Source organism: Streptomyces sp. NRRL S-337, from assembly GCF_000720175.1.
Lineage (GTDB): Bacteria > Actinomycetota > Actinomycetes > Streptomycetales > Streptomycetaceae > Streptomyces > Streptomyces siderophoricus.
The window spans coordinates 99,313-121,234 of the sequence record NZ_JOIX01000010.1; the positions used below are offsets into that span (position 1 = coordinate 99,313).

17 protein-coding genes and 1 pseudogene are annotated in these 21,922 nt (G+C 74.3%); 6 read left to right on the forward strand and 12 right to left on the reverse strand.

The window, feature by feature from the left end:
* Positions 1 to 4: 4 nt before the first annotated feature.
* The 5 genes from IG62_RS0110470 to IG62_RS0110490 are packed head-to-tail and all read right to left on the reverse strand — an operon-like array spanning position 5 to position 7,139.
* Positions 5 to 1,135 (reverse strand): trypsin-like peptidase domain-containing protein, encoded by a 1,131-nt coding sequence (locus IG62_RS0110470; RefSeq protein WP_030800179.1) that lies wholly within the window; start codon positions 1,133 to 1,135, stop codon positions 5 to 7.
* Complete coding sequence (locus IG62_RS0110475; protein WP_158795015.1) at positions 1,132 to 4,146, reverse strand: ATP-binding protein; 3,015 nt, start codon at positions 4,144 to 4,146, stop codon at positions 1,132 to 1,134. The genes IG62_RS0110470 and IG62_RS0110475 overlap by 4 nt, the downstream gene beginning before the upstream one ends.
* Positions 4,127 to 5,254, reverse strand: coding sequence for a hypothetical protein (locus tag IG62_RS0110480; protein ID WP_030800183.1), 1,128 nt, complete (start codon positions 5,252 to 5,254; stop codon positions 4,127 to 4,129). The genes IG62_RS0110475 and IG62_RS0110480 overlap by 20 nt, the downstream gene beginning before the upstream one ends.
* A gap of 7 nt (positions 5,255 to 5,261) precedes the next feature.
* Positions 5,262 to 6,224, reverse strand: coding sequence for an alpha/beta fold hydrolase (locus IG62_RS0110485; protein ID WP_030800186.1), 963 nt, complete (start codon positions 6,222 to 6,224; stop codon positions 5,262 to 5,264).
* 18 nt (positions 6,225 to 6,242) lie between these two features.
* Positions 6,243 to 7,139, reverse strand: coding sequence for a DNA/RNA non-specific endonuclease (locus tag IG62_RS0110490; protein ID WP_030800188.1), 897 nt, complete (start codon positions 7,137 to 7,139; stop codon positions 6,243 to 6,245).
* A 209-nt stretch (positions 7,140 to 7,348) separates the two neighbouring features.
* Between IG62_RS0110490 and IG62_RS0110495 the strand changes: the two genes are divergently transcribed.
* Entirely contained in the window at positions 7,349 to 8,155 is an 807-nt protein-coding gene (locus IG62_RS0110495) for a caspase family protein (RefSeq protein WP_030800190.1), read from the forward strand.
* A gap of 78 nt (positions 8,156 to 8,233) precedes the next feature.
* Here IG62_RS0110495 and IG62_RS0110500 read toward each other — a convergent pair whose 3' ends face one another.
* Positions 8,234 to 8,425 carry a DUF6381 family protein gene (locus IG62_RS0110500; protein WP_030800193.1) on the reverse strand — a complete coding sequence of 64 codons (192 nt, stop codon included), beginning with the start codon at positions 8,423 to 8,425 and terminating at the stop codon, positions 8,234 to 8,236.
* 298 nt (positions 8,426 to 8,723) lie between these two features.
* Between IG62_RS0110500 and IG62_RS46195 the strand changes: the two genes are divergently transcribed.
* The gene (locus IG62_RS46195; protein WP_234326368.1) at positions 8,724 to 9,836 is read left to right on the forward strand and encodes a hypothetical protein; all 1,113 of its coding nucleotides are present in this window, start codon (positions 8,724 to 8,726) and stop codon (positions 9,834 to 9,836) included.
* 90 nt (positions 9,837 to 9,926) lie between these two features.
* Here IG62_RS46195 and IG62_RS0110510 read toward each other — a convergent pair whose 3' ends face one another.
* The 4 genes from IG62_RS0110510 to IG62_RS0110525 all read right to left on the reverse strand — a co-directional run bounded on the left by IG62_RS0110510 (position 9,927) and on the right by IG62_RS0110525 (position 13,707).
* Positions 9,927 to 10,277, reverse strand: a complete 351-nt coding sequence (locus IG62_RS0110510; protein ID WP_030415050.1) for a hypothetical protein — start codon at positions 10,275 to 10,277, stop codon at positions 9,927 to 9,929.
* Between the two features lie 47 nt (positions 10,278 to 10,324).
* Positions 10,325 to 10,495, reverse strand: coding sequence for a hypothetical protein (locus IG62_RS0110515; RefSeq protein ID WP_030800198.1), 171 nt, complete (start codon positions 10,493 to 10,495; stop codon positions 10,325 to 10,327).
* A gap of 84 nt (positions 10,496 to 10,579) precedes the next feature.
* Positions 10,580 to 11,083 (reverse strand): DUF6328 family protein, encoded by a 504-nt coding sequence (locus IG62_RS0110520; RefSeq protein WP_030800199.1) that lies wholly within the window; start codon positions 11,081 to 11,083, stop codon positions 10,580 to 10,582.
* A gap of 59 nt (positions 11,084 to 11,142) precedes the next feature.
* Positions 11,143 to 13,707 (reverse strand): ATP-dependent Clp protease ATP-binding subunit, encoded by a 2,565-nt coding sequence (locus IG62_RS0110525; protein ID WP_030800202.1) that lies wholly within the window; start codon positions 13,705 to 13,707, stop codon positions 11,143 to 11,145.
* Between the two features lie 313 nt (positions 13,708 to 14,020).
* On the opposite strand from IG62_RS0110525, the gene IG62_RS0110530 reads away from it, so the two are divergent.
* Positions 14,021 to 14,680 carry a UdgX family uracil-DNA binding protein gene (locus IG62_RS0110530; protein ID WP_051797870.1) on the forward strand — a complete coding sequence of 220 codons (660 nt, stop codon included), beginning with the start codon at positions 14,021 to 14,023 and terminating at the stop codon, positions 14,678 to 14,680.
* Positions 14,681 to 14,682: 2 nt separating this feature from the next.
* Positions 14,683 to 16,163, forward strand: a pseudogene (locus tag IG62_RS49490) (aminotransferase class I/II-fold pyridoxal phosphate-dependent enzyme).
* 184 nt (positions 16,164 to 16,347) lie between these two features.
* Here the strand turns inward: IG62_RS49490 and IG62_RS41570 are convergent.
* The gene (locus IG62_RS41570) at positions 16,348 to 18,534 is read right to left on the reverse strand and encodes an FUSC family protein (RefSeq protein ID WP_063755347.1); all 2,187 of its coding nucleotides are present in this window, start codon (positions 18,532 to 18,534) and stop codon (positions 16,348 to 16,350) included.
* Positions 18,535 to 18,657: 123 nt separating this feature from the next.
* Here IG62_RS41570 and IG62_RS0110545 point away from each other — a divergent pair, with 123 nt between their 5' ends.
* Both IG62_RS0110545 and IG62_RS0110555 read left to right on the forward strand, forming a co-directional pair.
* A complete protein-coding gene (locus IG62_RS0110545; protein WP_030800209.1) occupies positions 18,658 to 19,263 on the forward strand; it encodes a PadR family transcriptional regulator in 606 nt (201 codons plus the stop codon).
* Between the two features lie 239 nt (positions 19,264 to 19,502).
* Positions 19,503 to 20,999, forward strand: a complete 1,497-nt coding sequence (locus IG62_RS0110555) for a DEAD/DEAH box helicase (RefSeq protein ID WP_078871914.1) — start codon at positions 19,503 to 19,505, stop codon at positions 20,997 to 20,999.
* A gap of 114 nt (positions 21,000 to 21,113) precedes the next feature.
* Here IG62_RS0110555 and IG62_RS0110560 read toward each other — a convergent pair whose 3' ends face one another.
* Positions 21,114 to 21,914: a uracil-DNA glycosylase gene (locus tag IG62_RS0110560; RefSeq protein ID WP_030800222.1), complete on the reverse strand. Its 801-nt coding sequence runs from the start codon at positions 21,912 to 21,914 to the stop codon at positions 21,114 to 21,116.
* Between the last annotated feature and the right edge of the window lie 8 nt (positions 21,915 to 21,922).

The window sequence follows — 21,922 nt, forward strand, 5'->3', positions numbered from 1 at the left end:
CGCGCTACGGCGCCGCTTGTGCCGCCTGGATCTCGGCATGGATGCCGGGACTGGTGGTTTCCAGATGGCGCAGCACGCTGCGCATCTGGGTGCCGACGTTGACGAACGCCGTGGTCCGGCCCTGGAACAGCACGTTCTCCACGCGCCGGGTGCCCCGGTGGAGCGCCACCACCTTCCAGTCGTCCGTGAGGACCGGCGAGCCCGAGGAGCCGCCGCGGGTGTCGGTGAAGTAGCGCACGTCGTTCTCGTCCGCCTCGTAGACGAGGTTGTTGCGCAGTGCGACCCGCTTCGGCAGGCCGCCGGGGTGCTGGATGATGTTGACCGCCACGTAGTCGCCGCGGCCGACCGTCAGCGGCCGGTCCGCCAGTCGCAGCACCGGCCGGGCCGGCGCCTCGGCGAGCCGCAGCAGCGCGTAGTCCAACGCGGCGTCCGCCGCGACGAGTTCGGCGACCGCGGCCTCCTCGGTCTCGATGTCGTCGGTGTCGTAGTCGAACCGGGCACGGGTGTGCCGGGCCTGCAGGTGCAGGTCCTCCGGGTCGGCCACCGGCCGTCCCGCGCCGGTCCCGGCCCGGGCGTTGACCACGTGGTGATTGGTGATGAGCAGGTCGGGGGCGATCAGCCAGCCGGTGCCGGAGTGCGGGAAGCCGTTCGGCTGCAGCGGCGAACCCCCTTGGTACGGCGGGACCTTCAGGCGCGCCACCGCCCCGCCGGCCAGTTCCCCACCGCGCAGGAACCCGATCGGCACGGTGTCGTCCCGGTGGACGATCTCCTCCTTGATCTCCCCGGGGGCGGGCATCGTCGCCAGGACGTCCGGCTCGCCGCCCGCCTGCCGCGCCACGTCGTCCAGGGCCCGCTGGAAGACGGTGAGCGGCTCGGCCTCGGTGGTCTCGGCGACGGCGTTGCGCAGCCAGATCTCCAGCGGCACCGAGCCGTCGACCAGCCGCTCCACCCGGTTCATCTGGCTGAGGTCGGAGTGCACCTGGCGGCCCGGCGCGGGGTGCAGCGGCAGCGTGCCGCGGTAGCGGGGCATGATCCCGTCCATCAGCAGCGGCCGCACCGACGGGTCGGCGAGCCCGGTCTCCACCGCGGCGTCGAGCACCGCCCGGATCTCGTCCGGCGAGAGGTAGCCGTTCACCGGTCATCACGCCTTTCGCGCGCGTGCCGTTCCCCGGGTGGCGGTGCGGTGCGCACGTGCGCGCCGGTGGTGGTCCGTGCGCCGCTGCCCACTCCCATCGCCGCGGCCACCCCGGCGACGATCTCCCCACTGCGGTCCGGTACGGCCAGCAGGCGCCGGGCCAGCGCGTCGAGGGTGCCGCGGTCCCGGGCCAGCCGCAGGATCCCGGCGATGCTGGTCGGTGCGGCCCCGGGCTCCGGGCGGGACGGCCCGGCGGCCTCGTCCAGGATCTCCATCACCTTGCCCAGCAGCGCCGGCTGCCGGCGGGTCGCCCGGCGCATCGCCGCGCCCAGCGCGTCCAGCGTCTCGTCGTCGGACGGCAGCCCCACCACCTCCACCGCGTGTTCCAGCGCACCGGGGGCCTGGGCGTAGATCTGCGAGGCGACCGCGCGCACCAGCACCGGCCGCTCGGACAGCACGTCGTCGGGCAACTTCCGCAGCCGCTCGGCGAGTTCCCGGCCGGTGGCCGGCTCCGCGCGCCCCTCGTCGGCGGTCAGCCGGGCCCGGGCCAGCAGTGCGCCCATCGCCTCCAGGTCCTGCCCGAGGCCCACCGCGACGTCCTCCGCGGCCCGCAGCGCACGGTCGGCGTGCACCGGATCGCCGTCCTCCTGGGCGAGCCGCGCGGAGAGCAGCAGCAGCTCCAGCCGGCGCTCCCCGCACCCCGCGCGCCCGGCCGGAACGAGGGCGTCCGCGACCGCCCGCCGGGCCTCGTCCCGCCGCCCGGCACGGCTGAGCGCCTCGGCGTACAGCGCGTGCAGCGGACTGCACGGTGTCCAGGGGCGGCGCCGGCCGATCCGTTCCAGGGCCGCCGTCGCGAAGCCCTGTGCCAGCAGGTCCTCGGCCTCCTGGGCGGCGATCCGCTCCCAGTCCTCCTGGTCCGCGCCGGCCGCCACGTGGTCGGGTGCACCGCCGCCGAGCCGGGCGGTGAGCAGTCCCGCGGCGCGCGGCGACATCTCCTGGCCGGCCCCGGCGAGGAACCGTTCGACGCCCGGCAGCCAGCGCTCCTCGACCGAGCGCGGGTTCTCGTCCAGCCGCAGCCGGTGGTAGATCTCCTCGGCGCGCGCCTCCAGTCCGTCGCGGGCCGCGTAGTACGCCACCGCGCGCCGCTCGACCTCCCGCATCACCGCGGTGCGGTCGCCGCCGGGCAGCCGCAGCATGATGGCCCGGACGTCGCCGCGGTAGCGCACCGCGTCGGGTGCGGCCGGTTCGACCATGTCCAGCCGGCTCAGCTCGTCGAACAGCTCCCGGGCCCGGTCCGGGCCCGGTACGTCCAGGCCGCACGGCCCGGCGAGCACGTCGCGGATGATCTCCGGGGTGATGACCCGCAGCACCAGGGCGGGGTGGGCGAGCCGGCGGATGTCCTCGTCGGCGATGTGGCTGAGGATCCGGTCGTAGAGGATGCCCTGCACCAGCAGCTGGTCGACCCGGCGGAAGACCTCCCGCCGGCGTTCGGGCAGACTGCGGATCAGCTCACCGGTCGGTTCGCCCGCCAGGCCCGCGAGGGTCGCGGCCCGCGCTGCCAGCTTCAGGCTGAGCGGATGGCCGCCGACCCGGGCGGCGAGCTCCCGGGCCACCTCGGGGTCGTCCACGCCGCAGGACGCCAGCAGGCCCACCGCCGCCTCCGGGTCGAGTTCGCCGAGTTCGATGTCGAGCGACTCCACCGGTTTCGCCGGGTGGGCGACCGGCGCCCTTCCGGAGAACACGGCCCGCATCCGCGGATAGGCGCTCTGCAACGACCGGTACACCGCCACCATGCGGCCCAGGGCCGGTGAGCCGCGGTACTGCGCCTCCTCGAAGGTGTCGACGGCCATCACGAACGGCGGGTCCGGCTCGTCCGGGCGGGACTTCTGTTCCGCGACCGCCCGTGTCAGGACCTCGCCGACCCGCCGGACCAGCCCGGTCTCCCGGCCGGTGGCCGCCGACTGGAACTGCTGGGAGTAGCTGCGCCCGAGGACCGCCCGGGTCGCGGCGAGTTCGTGCAGCTGGGTCACCCGCTCCTGCCCCTCGCGCTGGCTGCGGGCGACCTGCTGGCACTCCTCCGCCAGCGCGTCCAGCTCGGCGCGGTGGGCGGGGTACTGGATGCCGAGCTGCCGGGCCGCCTCGGCGATCAGCGTGATCGGCTCGTGGACGGAGAGGGTGGGCCGCTCGAAGTCGATGTAGGCGAACGGGATGCCGCCGGCCGGGTCGTGGACGCTGTCGAGCAGGAACTTGGCGAGCAGGGTGCTCTTGCCCATGCCGCCGGGCCCGTGGATGACCATCGCGGGGACCATCGCGGGAATCGGCGCGGGGCCGCCGCCGGGACCGGCCGCCGGCGGCCCGGGCGGTGCGGGGCCACCGGGCAGCGCGACGTAGGCGCGCAGCTCGGCGAGTTCGGCGGCCCGGCCCTGGAACGGACGGCGGACCAGGCGTTCCAGCGGCTCCAGCAGCCGGGCCCGCTCCAGGGCGCGCTGCAGCCGGCCGGTGTCCGGCAGGCCGGTCACGCCCGGCACCCGGGACAGCCACAGCACCGCCTGCAGCGCGTCGGCCAGTTCACCGGCGGTCAGCCGGTCGATCGCCAGCGGCGTGCCGAACAGCTGGGCCAGCGCGAACCGTTCCGGCCCGGGCTCGGCCGGCAGCTGGCCGATGTTGGCGGCGAGCAGGCGCCGGGCGGCCTCGGGCCCGGCCAGCCCGCCGAGCGCCTCCTCCCGGACCTCGGCCTTCAGCGCCCAGCCGGCCTGGTCCTGCATGCCCAGGGTCGTGCAGTCGTCGACGAGTTCCAGGACCGCCCGGCCGGTGGCGTGCTTCTCGTCGGGCAGCCGCAGCTCGTGGGGGTCGAAACGGGCCAGCAGGCAGGCCGCCTCCCGGTAGGCGCGGCGGGTGGGGGAGACGCCGCCGCGGCGCTCCCCGCCGGTGTGCAGCGCCTCGCGCAGCCGGGCCGCGAACACCTCCCGCAGGCTCGACGGGGCCGGACGCTCAGAGGGACCGGTAGACACGGACCGCTCCCTCCGCCGCCGTACTGACCCGGCGCATATAACTCTCGCCGGCCGCGTCGCCGGATTCCGCGGCGTAGAGCACCTCTTCCACGGCGACCTCGACGAGTTCGTCGATGTCGGACTCGCGCGGGCCGCCGGCCGCCAGCACCTCCGGCGGCGATTCGTGGAAGACCTGGTGGAAGAAGGACCGCAGATCGCCCGGTTCGACGACCCGCGCGGTGTCCCAGGACACACTGCCGCGCAGGTCGTAGGGGAGCTGGCGCATCGCACGCCCGTAGCCGAGCAGCACCAGCCGGGGTGCCTGGTCGCCGTGGACCGCGGAGTGCTCGTAGACGGCCATGGCGAGCTGCCCGATGAAGTCCCACACGTCGGAGCTGGGGTCGAGCCGGTCGCACTCGTCGAGCACCAGCCACAGCCGCTCCTCGGCGGCGGTGGCCCGGCCGGCGACCCAGTGCGCTGCCTCGTCGACGGACGGCAGCGGGTCGTTGAGGCCGGTGGGGTTGAGCGGGGCGGGGCCGGTGCCCGGTTCGGCGACGAAGTCGGCCAGCCGCCGGACGACCTTCGCCGCGGTGGAGGTCCGCGACAGGGTGACCCGGATGGGACGGAAGCCGCTGTGCTGACCGATGTGGCGCAGGAAGGTGTAGGTGTACGAGCGGCCGCTGTCCGGCTCGCCGTCGACCAGCAGGATGCACTTGTCGGGGTCGGCGACGAACCGGCGCAGCGTCTCCCGCAGGCCCTGCCGGTCGATGAAGGCCTCGGCGCCGTTCTTCAGCACGCAGGTGCGGAAGGTGTCCTGCGCGGCGTGGGCGCGGCAGTCCTCCCGCAGCCGGTCCCGGAACTCCCGGACCTTCACGATGTCGGGCAGCACGGCCAGTTCGTCGACGGCGGTGAGCGCCTCCAGCAGCCGCAGCTGCCGCTCGATGTTCGCGCGGGAGCGGTGCACGAGGGTCCGGGCGTTGTCCGAGCTGACGTGGGTCAGCGGCAGCGCGGCGACGAAGTCCTCGGGGAAGCCGTACTCGGCGAGCCGGTCGTGCGGCTGGGTGGTGTCGACCAGATGGTTCTGCACCCAGGTGGTGACCAGGTCCCACTCGGTTTCGGTCAGCGGCATGCCCGGCCTACCCCGGACCGTCGCCGAAGATCCGCAGCACCGGCTCGCGCACCGGGTGCTGCGACAGGTACGCGCCGATGCTGTGGTGGTTGCGGCTGTCGTTGGTGACCAGCACGTCGGTGACCCGGTCCCCGGGCGCGTACTCGGGGCGCAGGGTGTGGTCCAGCGCCACCAGGTCCCGCAGGTCGGAGGCGTTGCGCCAGGCCGCCACGCCGTCCGGTACGGCCGGCGGGCGGGCCAGCCGGTCCTGGATCTCGGTGATCGCCAGCGGTGAGCCGACGGTGACCAGCAGCGCGACGTCGCGCCGCTGCTCCCGCAGCACCTCGTAGGCGATGACCGTGCCCAGGCTGTGCCCGACCACGACCAGCGGGCCGCCGTCCAGGCCGTCCAGCGCCTCCTGCACCACGGCGCGCATCGCCGGTCCCGCCCCGCCGAAGAAGTAGGCGTACACGTCCTTGAACGCGTGCTGCACCAGTGCCCGGAACAGCGCGGTGCGGCCGGGCCGGGGCAGCGGCACGACCTCCAGCGGCAGTTCGTCGGCCGGCCCGGGCTCCGGGGCGGCCTCGGTGTGCGCGAGGGTGTCCGCGAGGTAGGTCATGTCCCGCAGCCAGTCGGCCAGGGCGTCCTCGTCGGGGCCCGCCCGCCGCTCCGGTGCGGTGCCGGCGGCCTCCTGCCGGGCCTCGTCGAGGGTCCGCGTCACGAACTCCTCGGGGGGCGGGACGGCGGCTGAGGAGTTCGTGGCGCGCTCCTCCAGCCCGGCCGGGGACCCCTTGGCCGGCTCCGGGCCGCCGTCCAGCGGGTCCGGCCGGTGGTCGGGCAGCGGCGCGGGGTAGCGCACCGGCGCCCAGTAGGCCATCCGCGACGCCGCGCCCATGTCCCGGCCGAACAGGGCGGTGTCCCATTGGGACTTGAGCAGGTCCGACCGGACCTTGTTGCCGTTGCCGTGGACGTAGACGACGCTCGGTCGCATGGTGTGTCCCCTCGCCGTTCAGTCGCGCCGCAGCACGATGTCGTCGTGCGATGCGAGTCGTTTCCAGCGTTCCTTCGGGGCGCGCGCCACCGGCATCGGATCGGCGGCCGGCAGCGGGCCCAGGTCCAGTGAGGTCAGCTCGGCGACGTCCGACACCGGTACCTGGAAGGTGCGGTAGGTGCCCAGCGGCGGCGGTGCGCCCGGCACCGCGCCGGCCAGCGCCCGGTCGGCGTCCCGGGTCAGGTCCGGGCTCTGGTCCAGGACGTACGCGGTGGCCGCGAGCGCACCGTCCAGGAGGAACGCGGCCACCTTCCAGAAGCGCAGCGGCACCTGGATGCCCCGGTAGGGCGGGTCGGAGTCGTGCAGCACCGGCCCGGTCAGCACGGTCAGCTTGCGGTCGTGGGTGGCGGCGTGGTCGAGCAGGTGGTCCTCCAGCCCGTCCCAGAGCCGTTTGCCCTGATTGAACACATCGGCCTGCGGGGCGGCGTTGGTGTAGTGGAAGGTGTCCGCATCGGCCCGGCCGGCCTCCGCCGCCTCGCCCCACACCGGGTCGAGGCGGCGCACCAGATGGCCCTTGTCCAGGGAGTTGTCCCGGTAGACCGCGTCGCCGGCCTGCCGGTCCTCGGGCAGCCTGGGGTCGAACCGCCAGCCGCCCTCCCGTGGTACGTGCTCCCGCAGCAGCCGGCCGTCGACGCAGACGCCGGCGGCCGCCGCCAGCCGCCGGTCCGTGCGCAGCAGGACCGTGAAGTGGGTGTACGGCAGGACCACGGTCTCCGTCCCGGGGACGGCCGGCACCGGCAGCGGGACGGGCACGCCGAGGAAGTGCTCGTCGTAGCCCGCGCGGTCCGCCAGGGCGCCCCCGGGCGCCGGGCCGGTCGTGGCACGGCCGGCCCGGGACGCGTCGGATGTGGTCATATGACCACCGCTTCCCGGTGCTACGGCCCGCCGACCGGCGTCCTGGGCGAAGCCACTCGAACAGCCGCCCGCACCGGCCCGCGGCGGCCGCCGGCGTGCGCGCAGGGGACCGTTCAGGCGGTTGCGCGGGCCGGCGAGTTCACCGGCCGGCGGGCCACGGAACGCATCCAGGCGTCGCCCCGACCCCCGCCGCTGCCAAGGAGCCCGCGATGCCCACCGGCCTCTCCCTCCACGTCGGACTCAACCAGGTCGATCCCGCCCGGTACGGCGGCTGGGACGGCCGGCTCGTCGCCTGCGAGAACGACGCCCACGACATGGCCGCGCTGGCCCGCGGCGCCGGCTTCGCCCCGACGGTCCTGCTCACCGCCGCCGGCACCGTCGAGCGCGTCACCGCCGAACTGCGGAAGGCCGCCAAGACGCTCAAGAGCGGCGACATCCTGCTGCTCACCTATTCCGGGCACGGCGGCCAGGTCCCCAACACCACCGGCGGCGACGACGAGGCGGACCGGTTCGACGAAACGCTGGTGCTGTACGACCGGGAATTCCTCGACGACGAGCTGCACCGGGAATTCGGCCGGTTCGCCCGCGGTGTCCGCCTCCTCGTCGTCCTCGACTGCTGCCACAGCGGCACCGCCATCGAAATGCCGGACCAGGGCGACGGCGAATACGCCGCCCGGCTGATGCCGCCCGACCGGCAGTACGAGATCTACCGGCGCGACCAGGAATTCTTCCAGGAGATCCAGCGGGAACTCGGCGCCCGCAAGAGCCGCGAACCGGCCGCCGACGCCGTGCTCCTCGCCGCCTGCCAGGACAATCAGCTGGCCTCCGACGGCGACACCAACGGGAAATTCACCGGGACCCTCCTGGACGTCTGGAACGGCGGCGCCTTCCGCGGCGGCTACCGCACGTTCCACCGCGACATCCAGCGCGGTATGCCGCCCACCCAGAGCCCCCATCTCTACACGACCGGAAATCCCGACCCGGCATTCCTGGACCAGCAGCCGTTCACCGTGTGACGGCCCCCGCGGCCCGGCCGGGGAACGAGGACGGGACGCGGCCCGCCGGCCGCGTCCCGTCCCGTCGCCCGGTCCCGCTCACTCCGAGGGGTAGATGTCACCGCCCCGCATCAGGCTTTCCTGCTCGCTCTGCGACTGCAGCCGGCGGGCCTTCTCCTGGAGCCGCTTCCGCTCCTCCGGATCATTGGTGTGCTCCGCGGTCTCCTGCAATTCCCTCGCCTTGTCCCGCATCTGCTGAATGCGTGCACGGGTTTCTCCGCTTGCGTCCATGGTCTGTCCTCGCACTGTGTAGGGAAGCTGCCCGATACCAGCGAATCAGGCCCGGCGGCCCACGGCACCTCGAAAATCCCGCCGCCCGGCGAACGGAAAGGCCGGCCGCCACGACGTCCCCCCGCGGCATTACCCGCGGACGCGGCACGCCCGGGCGTCCCGGCGTGTCTCCACCGGATGGCCTTCCTGAATGGCGACCGCGCCGAAGAGGGACGTTGGCTGAAGCACAGCAGCACAACGTCCGCCGAGTGTCAGCGCTCCTGGTGTTTGACGCTCCCATCGTTCAGTGGAGTCCTCCATGACATCCGAACCAGCTATTTGTGGGGGCGACGCCGAACTGTCATCGACAGAACACGGCGAGCACATTCCGCCCCTCACCCCTGAGAAGAACTCGGCCCGCACGATTCTGTGGGAGGCAGTCACCCATCGGCCCTTGGAGGAAGTCGCCGCCCTCGTGGAACTGCTCCGCCGGAGCGGCGACGTTCCCAATCCCGGCGACGAAGCCCTCCGGCTGGCGGTCGTTTCCCGTCCGGTGAGCGAGGTCGCGGAGCTCTTCGAGCTGCTCCGGTCCGACCCGCACACCGCGGAGGCCGGGCACGACGCGCTGCGCGCGGCCGCCGTCGGCCGGTCCGTCGAGGAGGTCGCGCAGCTCATCGAGCTGTTCGACCGGACGAAGGCGGGCGACACCGACCCGTACGGCATGCCCCCGCACTTCCCGCCGGACCCCGGTCCCGGCGGTCCCGGCGGCCCTGGGGGACCCGGCGGTCCGGGCGGCGGACCGGGGGAGCCCGAGCCCACCGCTGCCATGCCGTTCCTCGACCCGGACGTCCGCCCCCTCGGCCCCACCGGCCAGCCGGCCGGAGCCGGCGGCCGGTACGACAACGCGGCGCACCAGCCGCAGCGCACCCCTTGGTCCCGTCCCGCCGCCAACCAGCAGCAGGGCGGGCAGCCGGCGTGGGCCCAGCAGCACGCCGGGCACGACGAGCCCCGGCAGCCGGGCTACGCGTTCCCCGGTGTGCTGCGGTCCGTGCTGCGCTGGCCGGCCGCGGCCACGCTGGCGCTGTGCGGGCTGAGCCACCTGCCGGTGCACGCCGGGCACATGCAGGGCGCCCAGGTGGTCGCCGGGCTGTCGATGGCCATCGCCGTGGTCTACCTGCTGCTGGCCGGCTGGCTGGCGATGCGGGACACCGCTCTGGTCTGGACGGTCAGTGCCGCCGCGGCCATGGTCATCATCGCGCTGCACGCGCTGTCCCGGGCGGGCGTGCTGACCCCCCTGGGCAGTGGTCTCGGCGAGACCGGGATGTGGCCCGAACTGCTGGCGGTGGCCCTGGCGATCGTCAGTGCGGGTCTGGCCGGGGCGGCGCTGCTCAGCCGTCCCCGCCGGGTAGGTCCGGCACCGGCCGGAGCGTAACCGGCCGCGGAAGCCGGCCACGGGCGCGGGCCGGGACCCCGAATCGGGGTCCCGGCCCGCGCCCGTCGGCGTCCGCCGCGGCCGGCCGGCTCAGGTGTGCGGGGCGCCGTAGTGACCGGCCAGCATCCGGTGGTACTCGTCGTCCCCGATGTGCTTCTCCCGCTCGAACTCCGGGGCGTCCTCGATGTCCTTCTTCGTGCACGCGAGGTAGATCGTGCTGCGGTCCAGGTCGATCGAGGAGATGAGACCGGCCGGCAGCAGGATCTCCCGGCCGAAGATCCACACTCCGGTGTCGACGACCAGATAGCTGGCCCCGGCCTCGTCGGAGTGCTCGTCGACCGACCCGACGGTGCCGTCGATCGCCTCGACGGCGAAACCGGTGAGATCGGTCCCGGACACGTACCCCACGCTGTCCTGGTAACCCCAGATGTTCTGCGTCACGGAAAACCTCCCCTGTGCCTGCCGGACGGCGGCCGGTCGGGCCGGCGCTACCAGCGGTACCAGCGGCCGCGCCCGCCACCCGGCCCGGGCGAGCGGACGAGGAACCCGATCAGCCAGATCGCCAGTGCCACCAGGGCGACGATCCACAGTGCCTTCAGCACGAAGCCCAGCCCGAAGAAGATCAGGACGATGAGCAGGACCAGAAGCAACGGAACCATGGCCTTCGACCTCCGTCTTCGCGGATTCCCCTCGCTGAGACCATCATGCCCCCGGCGGCCCGGGCCGGCGCCCGGGGCGGGGACTCACTCCTTCTCCTTCGACGAGTACCAGTGCAGCACCCACCCGGGCAGCGCGAACCAGCAGAGCGCGAACCAGACGACCATCCCCACCACGATCCAGGGCGCAAACGTGTCACTCATCGCGAGCCGCAGGATCAGCAGCAGCGCCGAGGCCACCGTCGCCAGCAGCAGCACCGTCCCGACCAGCGCCAGCCGCGACGCCCACACCACCGTCTCCGGCTTGAGGCGGTGACCGGTGACCAGCCGGTGGAAGGTCACCGTGCCGATCAGCGCGCCCGTGGTCGCCGCGCCCAGCAGCACCGTCACCACGTAGATGAGCTGGTCGGTGTGGCTGAGCGTCGGGAACCGCGAGGTGAAGACCACGGTGAGCAGGAAGCCGAAGAGGATCTGCACCCCGGTCTGGATGACCCGCACCTCCTGGAGCAGTTCGATCCACCGCCGGTCGGCCCGTTCCTCCGGCGACTCGTCGCGGCCCGACGACGTCTGACGCGGCCCCAGTGCTCGCACCGGTCCTCCCTCCGTCCGCCCCTTCCCGAAGGCTCTTCTCCTGCTTCTGCCCCGCGGCGCTACGTCCTCTCGGGCTGGTTGATGCGGAACGCCAGCTCCTTGTCCGCCACCTCCACGCACACCTCGTCGCCCGCGGACAGCGCACCGTCCAGCAGCAGCCGCGACAGCGCGTTGTCCACCTCGCGCTGGATGACGCGCCGCAGCGGCCGGGCCCCGTACTCGGGCTGGTGGCCGCGCTGGGTGAGCCAGTCCACGGCCTCCGGGCGGAACTGCACGGAGATGTCCTGGGCGTGCAGCCGGCGCCGGGTGCCCTCCAGAAGCAGGCCGGTGATCTGCCGCAGCTGCTCGTCGGTGAGCCGGCGGAACACGATGATCTCGTCGAGCCGGTTGAGGAACTCCGGGCGGAAGTGCTCGCGCAGACTGGCCAGCGCCCGCTCCCGGGCCCCGTCACCGGCCTCCGGCCCCGTCACGTCCGGGCCGAAGCCCAGCACCCCGCGCCCGCCGCTGAGCGCCTCCGAGCCCAGGTTGCTGGTCATCACGATGACGGTGTTCTTGAAGTCGACGGTGCGGCCCTGGGAATCCGTCAGATGCCCGTCGTCGAGCACCTGCAGCAGCATGTTGAAGACGTCCGGGTGGGCCTTCTCCACCTCGTCGAAGAGCAGCAGCGAGTACGGGTGCAGCCGCACCGCCTCGGTCAGCTGGCCGGCGTCCTCGTGGCCGACGTATCCGGGCGGCGCACCCACCAGCCGGCTGACCGTGTGCCGCTCCTGGTACTCGCTCATGTCCAGCCGCACCATGCGGTCCTCGCTGCCGAACAGGGCCTCGGCGAGCGCCCGCGCCAGCTCCGTCTTGCCCACCCCGGTGGGGCCCAGGAAGAGGAAACTGCCGATCGGGCGGTCCGGGTCGGAGAGCCCGGCCCGCGACCGCAGGATCGCCTCGGAGACCGCCGTGACGGCGTCGTCCTGCCCGATCACCCGGGTGTGCAGCCGCTCCTCCAGCCCCAGCAGCCGCTCCTTCTCCTCCTGGGTCAGGCTGCTGACCGGCACACCGGTCTGCCGGGACACGATCTCGGCGATGTCCTCGCCGGTGACCGACACGATCCGTCCGTCCCCGCTCGGCGCCGACCCCTGGGCGGCCTCGATCCGCGCGGTCAGCTCCGCGAGCCGGTCCCGCAGTTCGGTCGCCCGCTCGTACTGCTCCGACGCCACCGCCTGGTCCTTGTCCACCGCCAGCTGCTCCACCTCGCGCTCCAGCGCCCGCACGTCGGTGGTCTTGGTGCCCGAGCGCAGCCGCACCCGCGCACCGGCCTGGTCGAGCAGGTCGATGGCCTTGTCGGGCAGGAAGCGGTGGGCGATGTAGCGGTCGGAGAGCTCGACGGCGGCACGCAGCGCCTCGGGGGTGTACCGCACCTGGTGGTGCGCCTCGTAGCGGTCCTGCAGTCCGCGCAGGATGGCCACCGTGTCCTCGACCGTCGGCTCGGGCACCAGGATGGGCTGGAAGCGGCGGGCCAGCGCGGCGTCCTTCTCGATGTGCCGCCGGTACTCCTCCAGCGTCGTCGCGCCGATCACGTGCAGCTCACCGCGGGCCAGGGCGGGCTTGAGCATGTTGCTCGCCTCCAGCGAACCGCCGTCGCCGCTGCCGCCGCCGGCCCCGACGACCGTGTGCAGCTCGTCGATGAAGATGATCAGCGAGTCCGGGTGGGCCCGGACCTCCTCCATGATCCCGTTCATCCGCTCCTCGAAGTCACCGCGGTAGCGGGTACCGGCCACCACGGAGGTCAGGTCCAGGGCGACCACCCGGCGGCCCGCCAGGATGTCCGGCACGTCGCCGTCCGCCAGCCGCTGGGCCAGCCCCTCGACGATCGCGGTCTTGCCCACGCCCGCGTCGCCCACCAGCACCGGGTTGTTCTTCCCCCGGCGGCAGAGGACCTCGATGGTCTGCTCGATCTGCTCCTCGCGGCCGATCACCGGGTCGATCCGGCCGGCCCGGGCGATGTCGGTCAGATCGCGGCTGTACTTGTCGAGGGTCGGGGTGTCGTGCTTGGGCGCGGCGCCGTGCTCGCCCCCGGAGTGGTGCGAGGAGGGGCCGTGACCGCTCTGGGGTGCGGCGTTGGGGTCGAAGTGGGCGAGGTTGAGGATCCGGCCCGCCGCCGAGTCCGGATTGGCGGCCAGCGCGTCCAGCACGTGTTCCGGGCCGATGTATGACGCGCCGTGGTCCCGCGCCAGGTCGTGCGCGCCCAGCAGCGCCCGCTTCACCGCGGGGGTCACCGCCACGCTGGACTGCCGCGGCCCGCTGCCGGCGCTCCGGTCGATCTCGGCCGCCAGCGCGTCCGGGTCCGCCCCCGACTGCCGCAGCAGGGTCCGGGTCGGCTCCGCGGACAGCGCCGCCCGCAGCAGGTGTTCGGTGCCGAGCTCGGTGCTGCCGTGCTCGGCGGCGTACGAGGCGGCGGAGGTCACCAGGTCCCGGGCGGGCCCGCTCATCAGGCGTGCGATGTCCGCCTGCCGGGGCAGCGACTGCCCCGCCTCCCCGCCCGCCGACTTCGCGGCGCTGCCGAAGAAGCGCGCGAGGAATTCACCGAACGGGTCCGGGCCGTAACCCTCCGGACCCATGAATCCATTGCTCATGTGTGTCCGTTCCGCTGTCACGGCCGTACCGCGACACGCTGCCTTGGTCGGGTTCGTTCCTGGGCCCGGCCCCGGGGGCCGGGCCCGCTGCGGTCGCCCTCGGGCTCCTGCCCCGGCGGGTGCCCGAGCGGCGGGAGGTCACACGTGACACGCCGCTCCACTGCTTCAGGATCGGTTCCGGCCGAGCCATCCGCACCCGGGCGGGCACCCGCCGGCCACCACGCATCCGGTGCAAAACCGCTGTCCGGGCGTTAACCGCGGCCCGGTCCGGGAACCCGTTGCGGTGGGCCGCCGGAAGCACGGCGGCCGCACGATGGGGAAGGCGGTGCCGCTCGTGGAGGAGCCTACGGACGTGGGGGAGGGGTACGACGCCACGCCGTACCTGCCCGCCCGCGGCGGTCTGGCGGCGCTGCGGCGGGCCGCGGCCGACTGCCGGGGCTGCCCGCTCTTCCGCGACGCGACGCAGACGGTCTTCGGCGCCGGCAGCGCCTCGGCACGGACGGTGTTCGTCGGGGAACAGCCGGGCGACCAGGAGGACCGCCAGGGCGAGCCGTTCGTCGGCCCGGCCGGACGGCTGCTGCGCAAGGCGATGAACGAAGGGGGGCTCGACGAGCGGCAGGCGTATTTCACCAACGCCGTCAAGCACTTCAAGTTCACCGTCGCCGCCCGCGGCAAACGCCGCATCCACAAGGCCCCGAGCCTGCGGGAGATGACCGCCTGCCGGCCCTGGCTCAACGCCGAACTGGCCCAACTCGACCCGGAGGTGATCGTGGTGCTCGGCGCCACAGCGGCCAAGACCCTCCTCGGTTCTTCGTTCAGGGTGACGAAGGAGCGGGGCGCACCGATCGAGAGCGAGCGCGGGCTGGTGGTGGCCACCGTCCACCCGTCGTCCGTCCTGCGCTCCGACGACCGCGCCGAGGCCTACGCCGGCCTGGTCTCGGACCTGCGCGTGGTGGCCGGGCTGCTGGAGTAGCCATGGCCGACCACACCAGCGCCCCCGTCCTGCAAGCCCTCGCCGACCACCACACCAAGGGCCGGCTGCCCTTCACCCCGCCCGGCCACAAACAGGCCCGCGGCGCCGACCCGGAGGTACGGGCGGTGCTCGGCGACGCCGTCTTCCTCGGCGACGTCCTCGCCTCCGGAGGGCTCGACGACCGGCGCACCAGGGGAGAGGTGCTGGAGCGCGCCGAACGGCTGATGGCCGACGCGGTGCACGCCGACCACGCCTTCTTCTCCACCTGCGGGAGTTCCCTTTCCGTGAAGGCCGCGATGCTGACCGTCGCCGGCCCGCACGAGAAACTGCTGATCGGCCGGGACGCCCACAAATCCGTGGTGTCCGGGCTGATCCTCTCCGGCATCCGGCCGGTGTGGGTCGAGCCCCGCTGGGACGCCGAGCGGCACCTGGCCCACCACCGTCGGCCCAGGAGTACGAACGGGCCTTCGCCGCGCACCCCGACGCCCGCGGGGCGCTGGTCACCAGCCCCACCCCGTACGGCACCTGCACCGACCTGCGGGCCCTCGCCGACGTCTGCCACCGCCGGTCCCGCCCGCTGATCGTGGACGAGGCGTGGGGCGCCCACCTGCCGTTCCACCCCGGCCTGCCGTCGTGGGCGATGGACGCCGGGGCCGACGTCTGCGTCACCAGCATCCACAAGATGGGCAGCGGCCTGGAACAGGGCTCGGTCTTCCACCTCCAGGGGGACCTGATCGACCCGGCCAAGCTCAAGATCAGGGCCGATCTGCTGGGCACCACCAGCCCGTCGGTGCTGATCTACGCCGGGCTGGACGGCTGGCGCCGCCAGATGGCCCTGCACGGCCGGGAACTGCTGGGCCGCGCCCTGGACCTGGCCGCCGAGGTCCGCACCGCCGTCGAAGCGATCGACGGACTGCACGTCAACGACCGCGCGGACCTGTGCGGCCCCGGACTCGCCGACGACGTCGACCCGCTGCCCGTCGTCATCGACGTCAGCGGCCTGGACACGACCGGCTACCGCGCGGCGGACTGGCTTCGCGAACACCGTCACCTGGACGCGCACCTCGCCGATCACCGCCGGATCTCCACCCAGCTCACCCACGCCGACGACGAGGAGACCACCGGCGCCCTGCTGACCGCGCTGAAGGACCTCGCCCACGCGGCGGCGGACCTGCGGCCCGCGCCCACCGTCCAGGTGCCGGACCCGGCAGGGCTGCGCATGGAACAGACCTGCCTGCCGCGGGACGCCTTCTTCGGCGACACCGAGGACATCCCCCCGGCGGACGCCGCGGGCCGGATCGCGGCCGAGATGATCACCCCGTACCCGCCCGGGATCCCGGCCGTGCTGCCCGGTGAGCGGCTCACCGAACCCGTCCTGCGCTATCTGTGCTCCGGCGTCGAGGCGGGCATGAACCTGCCCGACGCCACCGACCCCGGCCTCGGCACGGTCCGCGTGCTGGCCGCATCGGACTCCGCGGGCTGACCGGGCCGGAACCACACCACCAGGTCCTCGCAACGCCCTGGAACGCCCCGGTGAATCCGCGTGACCGAGGCCCGGACGCCCGGGGGCGAGCCGTTCGGGCCGGGCGGGTTCACCGACTCGACCCGGGCCGGATGCTCGCCGCCGCTGACCGCGATCCCCTTCCCGGGGTCGGACCGGCGTCGGATCAGATCTCCTCCTGGATGCGGGTCAGATCGGTGGTGAGCCCGTCCAGCCAGATGACCGAGTCCAGCAGCAGGGCCGCGGCCAGCGCCCGGGACTCCCGGTCCGGGCTGTCCCGAGGGATCCGCTGGACGACCGCCAGCAGCCCGCGGACGTCCAGCGGCGGGCTGCGGTCCGGCGGCGCGCTGTGGTCGGCGTCCAGCCGCCGGGCGAGCGCCCGGTAGCCGGCCGCGGTGTCGTCCGCCGCCCGCCGCAGCCAGTCCCCGGTCTCCCGGTGGGTGATCCGGCCCGGGCGGCCGGGCAGCAGCCGTTCACCTCGCCGGGCGTCCGCCGCGGCGACCAGCACCGCGGGCCAGTCCGGCTGCCGGGCGGTGCGCTCCCGCGGCTCGCTCTGGTACTGGGCCAGGCTCTCGCGCGCCAGCGCCAGCGCACGGTTGATCGCCCCGAGGTCCGCTTCGGTGTCGCGCCCCGCGCTGCCCGGCCCGCCCGTCGCCATGCCCGTCCGGCCGGCCCCGGTGCGGTCCACGACGCGGGTGGCGGTGCGCCCGATGGACGCGGCGATCGCCGCGGACAGCGCCGCCATGCTGCGCCGCACCTCTTGCCCTGCGCCCCGCGGCCAGGCCACCAGACCGCAGATCAGCCCGATGACGCTGCCCGCCAGGACGTCGGTCAGCCGGACCGGCGCGAGGTGCCAGGTGACCCGGGAGACCTGCGCGAACAGCGTGGCGACGACCAGGGTGAACCCGCCCTGCGCCCAGGCGAGCCCGCGCAGCGGCCCCAGCGTGAACGCCAGCAGCATCACCAGCGGCAGCAGGACCGCGTACACCGCCGCCCGGTCGTCCACCAGGGCCAGCAGCCCACCGGCCAGTACCGCGCCGGCCAGCGTGCCCAGCAGCGCCTGCCGGATCGCGGAGCGGGTCTCCAGGCTCGTCGTCCGGGTGAGCGTCAGGGTCGCCAGCAGCACCCAGAAGCCGTGCTGGAGGTCGAGCACCCCGGCGACCGCCCGGGCCGCGGCCAGCCCGAGCGCGAACCGGCAGGCGTTCTGGAAGATCACCGAACGCGGCGTGAGGTGGCTGGTCAGCCGCAGCCACCACAGCGCGGGGGCGTGCCCCCGGGCGTAGCCGAAGGCGTGCCCGGCGGTGTCCCGGCCGACGCTGCGGTCGCCGAACAGCAGCCGGGTGGCCAGCACCAGCACGACGGTGGCGTCCGCGGCCTGCACCACCAGCGACCGGCGGCGCAGATAGACCAGCCGGTCGTCGGGGTCCAGCCGCTCCAGGGTGTCCAGGGCCTGGTGGGTGCGCACGGGCCCCAGCTCGCGCTCCAGTTCCGCGGCCCGCGGCCCCTGCCCGGGCCGCAGCCTCCGGCCGTCGTGGAGCGCCCGGGCGGCCCCGCGGGCGGCATCGCCGATGCCGGTGAGCAGGGCGACCGTCTCGGGCCGGTAGGCGCGGTGTGCGCCCTCGGCGGTGTGCAGGGCGTCGAGCCGGGCCAGCAGGGTGCGGGCCGCCTCGGCGGCGTGCTGCATGGCCTTGTGGGCGACGGTGGGGGACGCGGGCAGGTCGGCCGGCGGGACCCGGGACGGCCGCAGCGCGTCGGCGGCGGACCGGGCCCGGTCGAGCAGTGGTCCGGGAGCCGGTGCGCCGTGCAGCTGGGCGAGGTCCGCGGCCGCGTCGGCGGCCCCGGCCAGCAGCCGGCGGAACGGCGGGGTGTCCGGTTCGGGCAGCAGGAATCGCTGGGCGGCCGCGAGCAGGGCCGCGCCCAGCAGGAATCCGGCCAGCCGCTGGCCCAGCAGCGCAGGGGCGTACGGCGGGAAGCACGGCAGGATGTAGAGCAGCTGCATGCCAGGGGCCGCCCCGGCGATCCGCGGCCCGGTGGTCCCCGCGTACGCGATGACGAAGCCGACGACGAGCATGCCGAGGACCGCGGCCCAGGTCCGTACGGCCAGCAGCGTGCCCAGGGTGAGCAGCAGCAGACCGGCCGGGACCGCGGTGAGCACGGTCGCGGCGCGCTGCCGCCCGGACCCGGGGATGCGGGCGAGCGCGCCCAGCGACACCGCGGTGAAGGCGGCGTACACCGCCATCGCGGTCAGGCCGAGCCCGTAGCGGCTGAGGTAGAAGCCGACGCAGGCCGCGGTGGTCACACGGACCGCGTTGCCGACCACCGAGCGGTGCCCGCGCAGGCCCTGGATGCTCACCTTTCCACTATTGGCCGACCGGCCGCGGTCCGCACCGCGCGCCGCGGCCGGGGGCCCCGGCGCAAGGGAGTTGGCGCCTTCCGGACCCCGGTCGTGGCGGCGCCGGACCGTAGACTGCGGAACGTGACGGAGAAGAAGCCGGACGGGGCGGACGCCGGCGACGCGGAGCGGCCGGAGCTGCCGGCCACCGGCTGGGCGGTGCTCGGACTGCTCTCCTTCGGCGAGGAGCTGTCCGGCTACGACCTGAAGAAGTGGTCGGACCGGTCGCTGCGCTTCTTCTACTGGAGCCCGTCCTTCAGCCAGATCTACGGCGAGCTCAAGCGCCTGGAGAAGGCCGGCTACGTCAGCTCGCGGACGGTCGCCCAGGAGACCGGCCACCGCGACAAGCGGGTCTATGTGATCACCGACGAGGGGATGACGGCGGTCCGCCGGTGGGCCCGCGAGGCACCGGTGGAACCCCCGGTCCTCAAACACGGCGTGATGCTGCGGCTGTGGCTCGGGCATCTGCTGGAGGACGACCGGATGCGGGAAGTCCTCGGCCGGCACCGGGAGTTCGCCGAGACGATGCGGCAACGCGCCGAGGCCGACGCGGCGGCCGCCCGCGACGCGGAGGCCCGGTCGGGCCCGGCGCTGGTGCTGAAGTGGTCCGAGCGGTTCTACGCCGCCGAGCGCGACCTCGCCGATGCGATGCTGGCCGACCTGGAGGAACACGGCCGTGGACGCCCGTAGGAGTCCCGGCGCGAAGGCGGGTCGAACGGCTCCGGCATGATCACCGAACGGCTCTGCGCGACCGGCGTGCTAGGGTGCCAGGGTTGCAGTTCGGTACCCATGATCATGATCATGATGTGCGCCTGACGGGAATGGTCCGCAGGCGCACTTGCTGTTTTCCGGCCGGTTCACGCCTTTCCGGATGGGGGCTCGTCGGGCCCCGGCCCCGTACTGTCCCAGGCCCCTGGAAAGGAACCCCATTGGCTCGCTCCGCACGCCCGCAGCGCACCGGTACGCCCCGGCCCGCCGGATCCGGTAACCCCCGGCGCAGGAACTCCCCGGGAAAGCCCGCGGGCACGTCCGGCGGGAAGGCGGCGGGTGGGAAGGCCACGGCCCGCAAGGCCGCCCCGCCGCAGGAATTCACCGTGCCGGAGCCGGTGGTCCCCGCGCTGCCCGCCGTCGCGTCGTTCGCGGAGCTCGACCTGCCGGCGGCCCTGCAGAAGACGCTCACCGCACAGGGCGTGACCGAGCCGTTCCCCATCCAGGCCGCGACCCTGCCCAACTCGCTCGCCGGCCGCGACCTCCTCGGCCGCGGCCGCACCGGTTCCGGCAAGACGCTCGCATTCGGGCTGTCGCTGCTGGCCCGCACCGCCGGGCTGCGGGCCGCCCCGCGCGCACCGCTCGCCCTGGTCCTGGTGCCCACACGCGAACTCGCCCAGCAGGTCACCGACGCGCTGCTGCCGTACGCCACCTCCGTCCAGCTGCGCATCGCGACCGTGGTGGGCGGTATGTCGATCACCAAGCAGGCCGGCGCGCTGCGCCGCGGCGCGGAGGTGCTGGTCGCCACCCCCGGGCGGCTCAAGGACCTCATCGAGCGCGGCGACTGTGAGCTCGGGCAGGTGCGCCTGACCGTGCTCGACGAGGCCGACCAGATGGCCGACATGGGCTTCCTGCCGCAGGTCACCGCGCTCCTCGCGCAGGTAGAGCAGGGCGGGCAGCGGATGCTGTTCTCGGCCACCCTGGACCGGAACGTGGACCGGCTCGTCCGGCAGTTCCTGACCGACCCGGTGGTGCACTCCGTCGACCCGTCGGCGGGCGCCGTCGCCACGATGGAACACCATGTGCTGCACCTCGCGGACGAGACCGACAAGAAGGCCGTCGCGCTGCGGATCGCGGCCCGCGACGGCCGGGTGATCCTCTTCGTGGACACCAAACGCGCCGCCGACCGCTTCGCCAAGCGCCTGCTGGCCAGCGGGGTGCGCGCGGCGGCGCTGCACGGCGGCCGCACCCAGCCGCAGCGCAACCGCACCCTGGACCAGTTCAAGAACGGCCAGGTCACCGCGCTGGTGGCGACCAACGTCGCGGCCCGCGGCATCCACGTCGACGCGCTCGACCTGGTCGTCAACGTCGATCCGCCGGCCGACCACAAGGACTATCTGCACCGCGGCGGCCGCACCGCCCGGGCCGGGGAGTCCGGCCGGGTGGTCACGCTGGTGCTGCCCGACCAGAAGCGCGAGATGACCCGGCTGATGCGGGACGCCGGGATCACCCCGGCCACCACCCGCCTCAAGTCCAGCGACGAGGAACTGGTCCGCCTCACGGGCGCCCGCGAGCCGTCCGGCGTCGCGGTCACCATCGAGGTTCCGGCCCAGGCCACGGCCGCGAAGGCGCCGGCCGCGCGCACCCCCCGGTCCCGCGCGGGCCGCCCGCCGCGCCGTGGCCGTGGCCGCGGCGGCCGCCGCCCGGTCGCGCAGTAGCCGCGGCACGGTACGGCCGCACCGCCGGGCCACCTCGAAGCATCACGGCCGTACGGGACGTCATTTCCCGTACGGCCGCGGGCAGTTGGGCGGGCGTCAGGGGCGTCAGGGGCGTCAGGGGCGCCGGGGCGAGGAGCTGGGCAGTCCGGCCAGTTCGGCGGCGCGGCTGAGCAGGTCGACGAGCATGTCGAAGGTGAGCTTGCCGGTGAAGGTGTTGCGCTGGCTGGGGTGGTAGCTCCCCAGGACCTGGAGCGCGGGGCGCCGGCCGGTGGCGGGCAGGGTCAGCTCGGCGCCGTGGCCGAACGCCGGGCGCGGGCGGGGGATCGGCCAGCCCGCCTCGCCGAGCACGGGCAGCAGTGCCTGCCAGCCGAAGGCCCCGAGCGCCACGACCGCCCGCAACGTCGGGGCGAGCAGCTCCAGTTCGGCGGCCAGCCAGGGCCGGCAGGTCGCCCGCTCGGCCGGGGTCGGCTTGTTCTCCGGCGGGGCGCAGTGCACCGGCGCGGTCACCCGCACCCCGTACAGCTCCAGGCCGTCGTCCCGGTGTGTGGCGGTGGGCTTGGAGGCGAGGCCCACCGCGTGGAGCGCGGCGAACAGGAAGTCCCCCGAGGCGTCCCCGGTGAACATCCGGCCGGTGCGGTTGCCGCCGTGCGCGGCCGGCGCCAGGCCGACGACCGCCAGCGCGGCGTCCTCGGGCCCGAAGCCGGGCACCGGCCGCCCCCAGTACTCCCAGTCCCGGAACGCCGCACGGGGGTTGGCGGCGACCTGCTCGCGCCAGGCCACCAGCCGGGGGCAGGCCCGGCAGCGGGTGATCCGGCCGTCCAGTTCGGCAAGTCCGCGGCATCGCGCCGCCTGCTGGGCGGGGAAGTTCACCTCGCCGGTGTCCGGCGGCGGCCCGTCGGGTCCCGTCTCGTCCATCCCTCCAC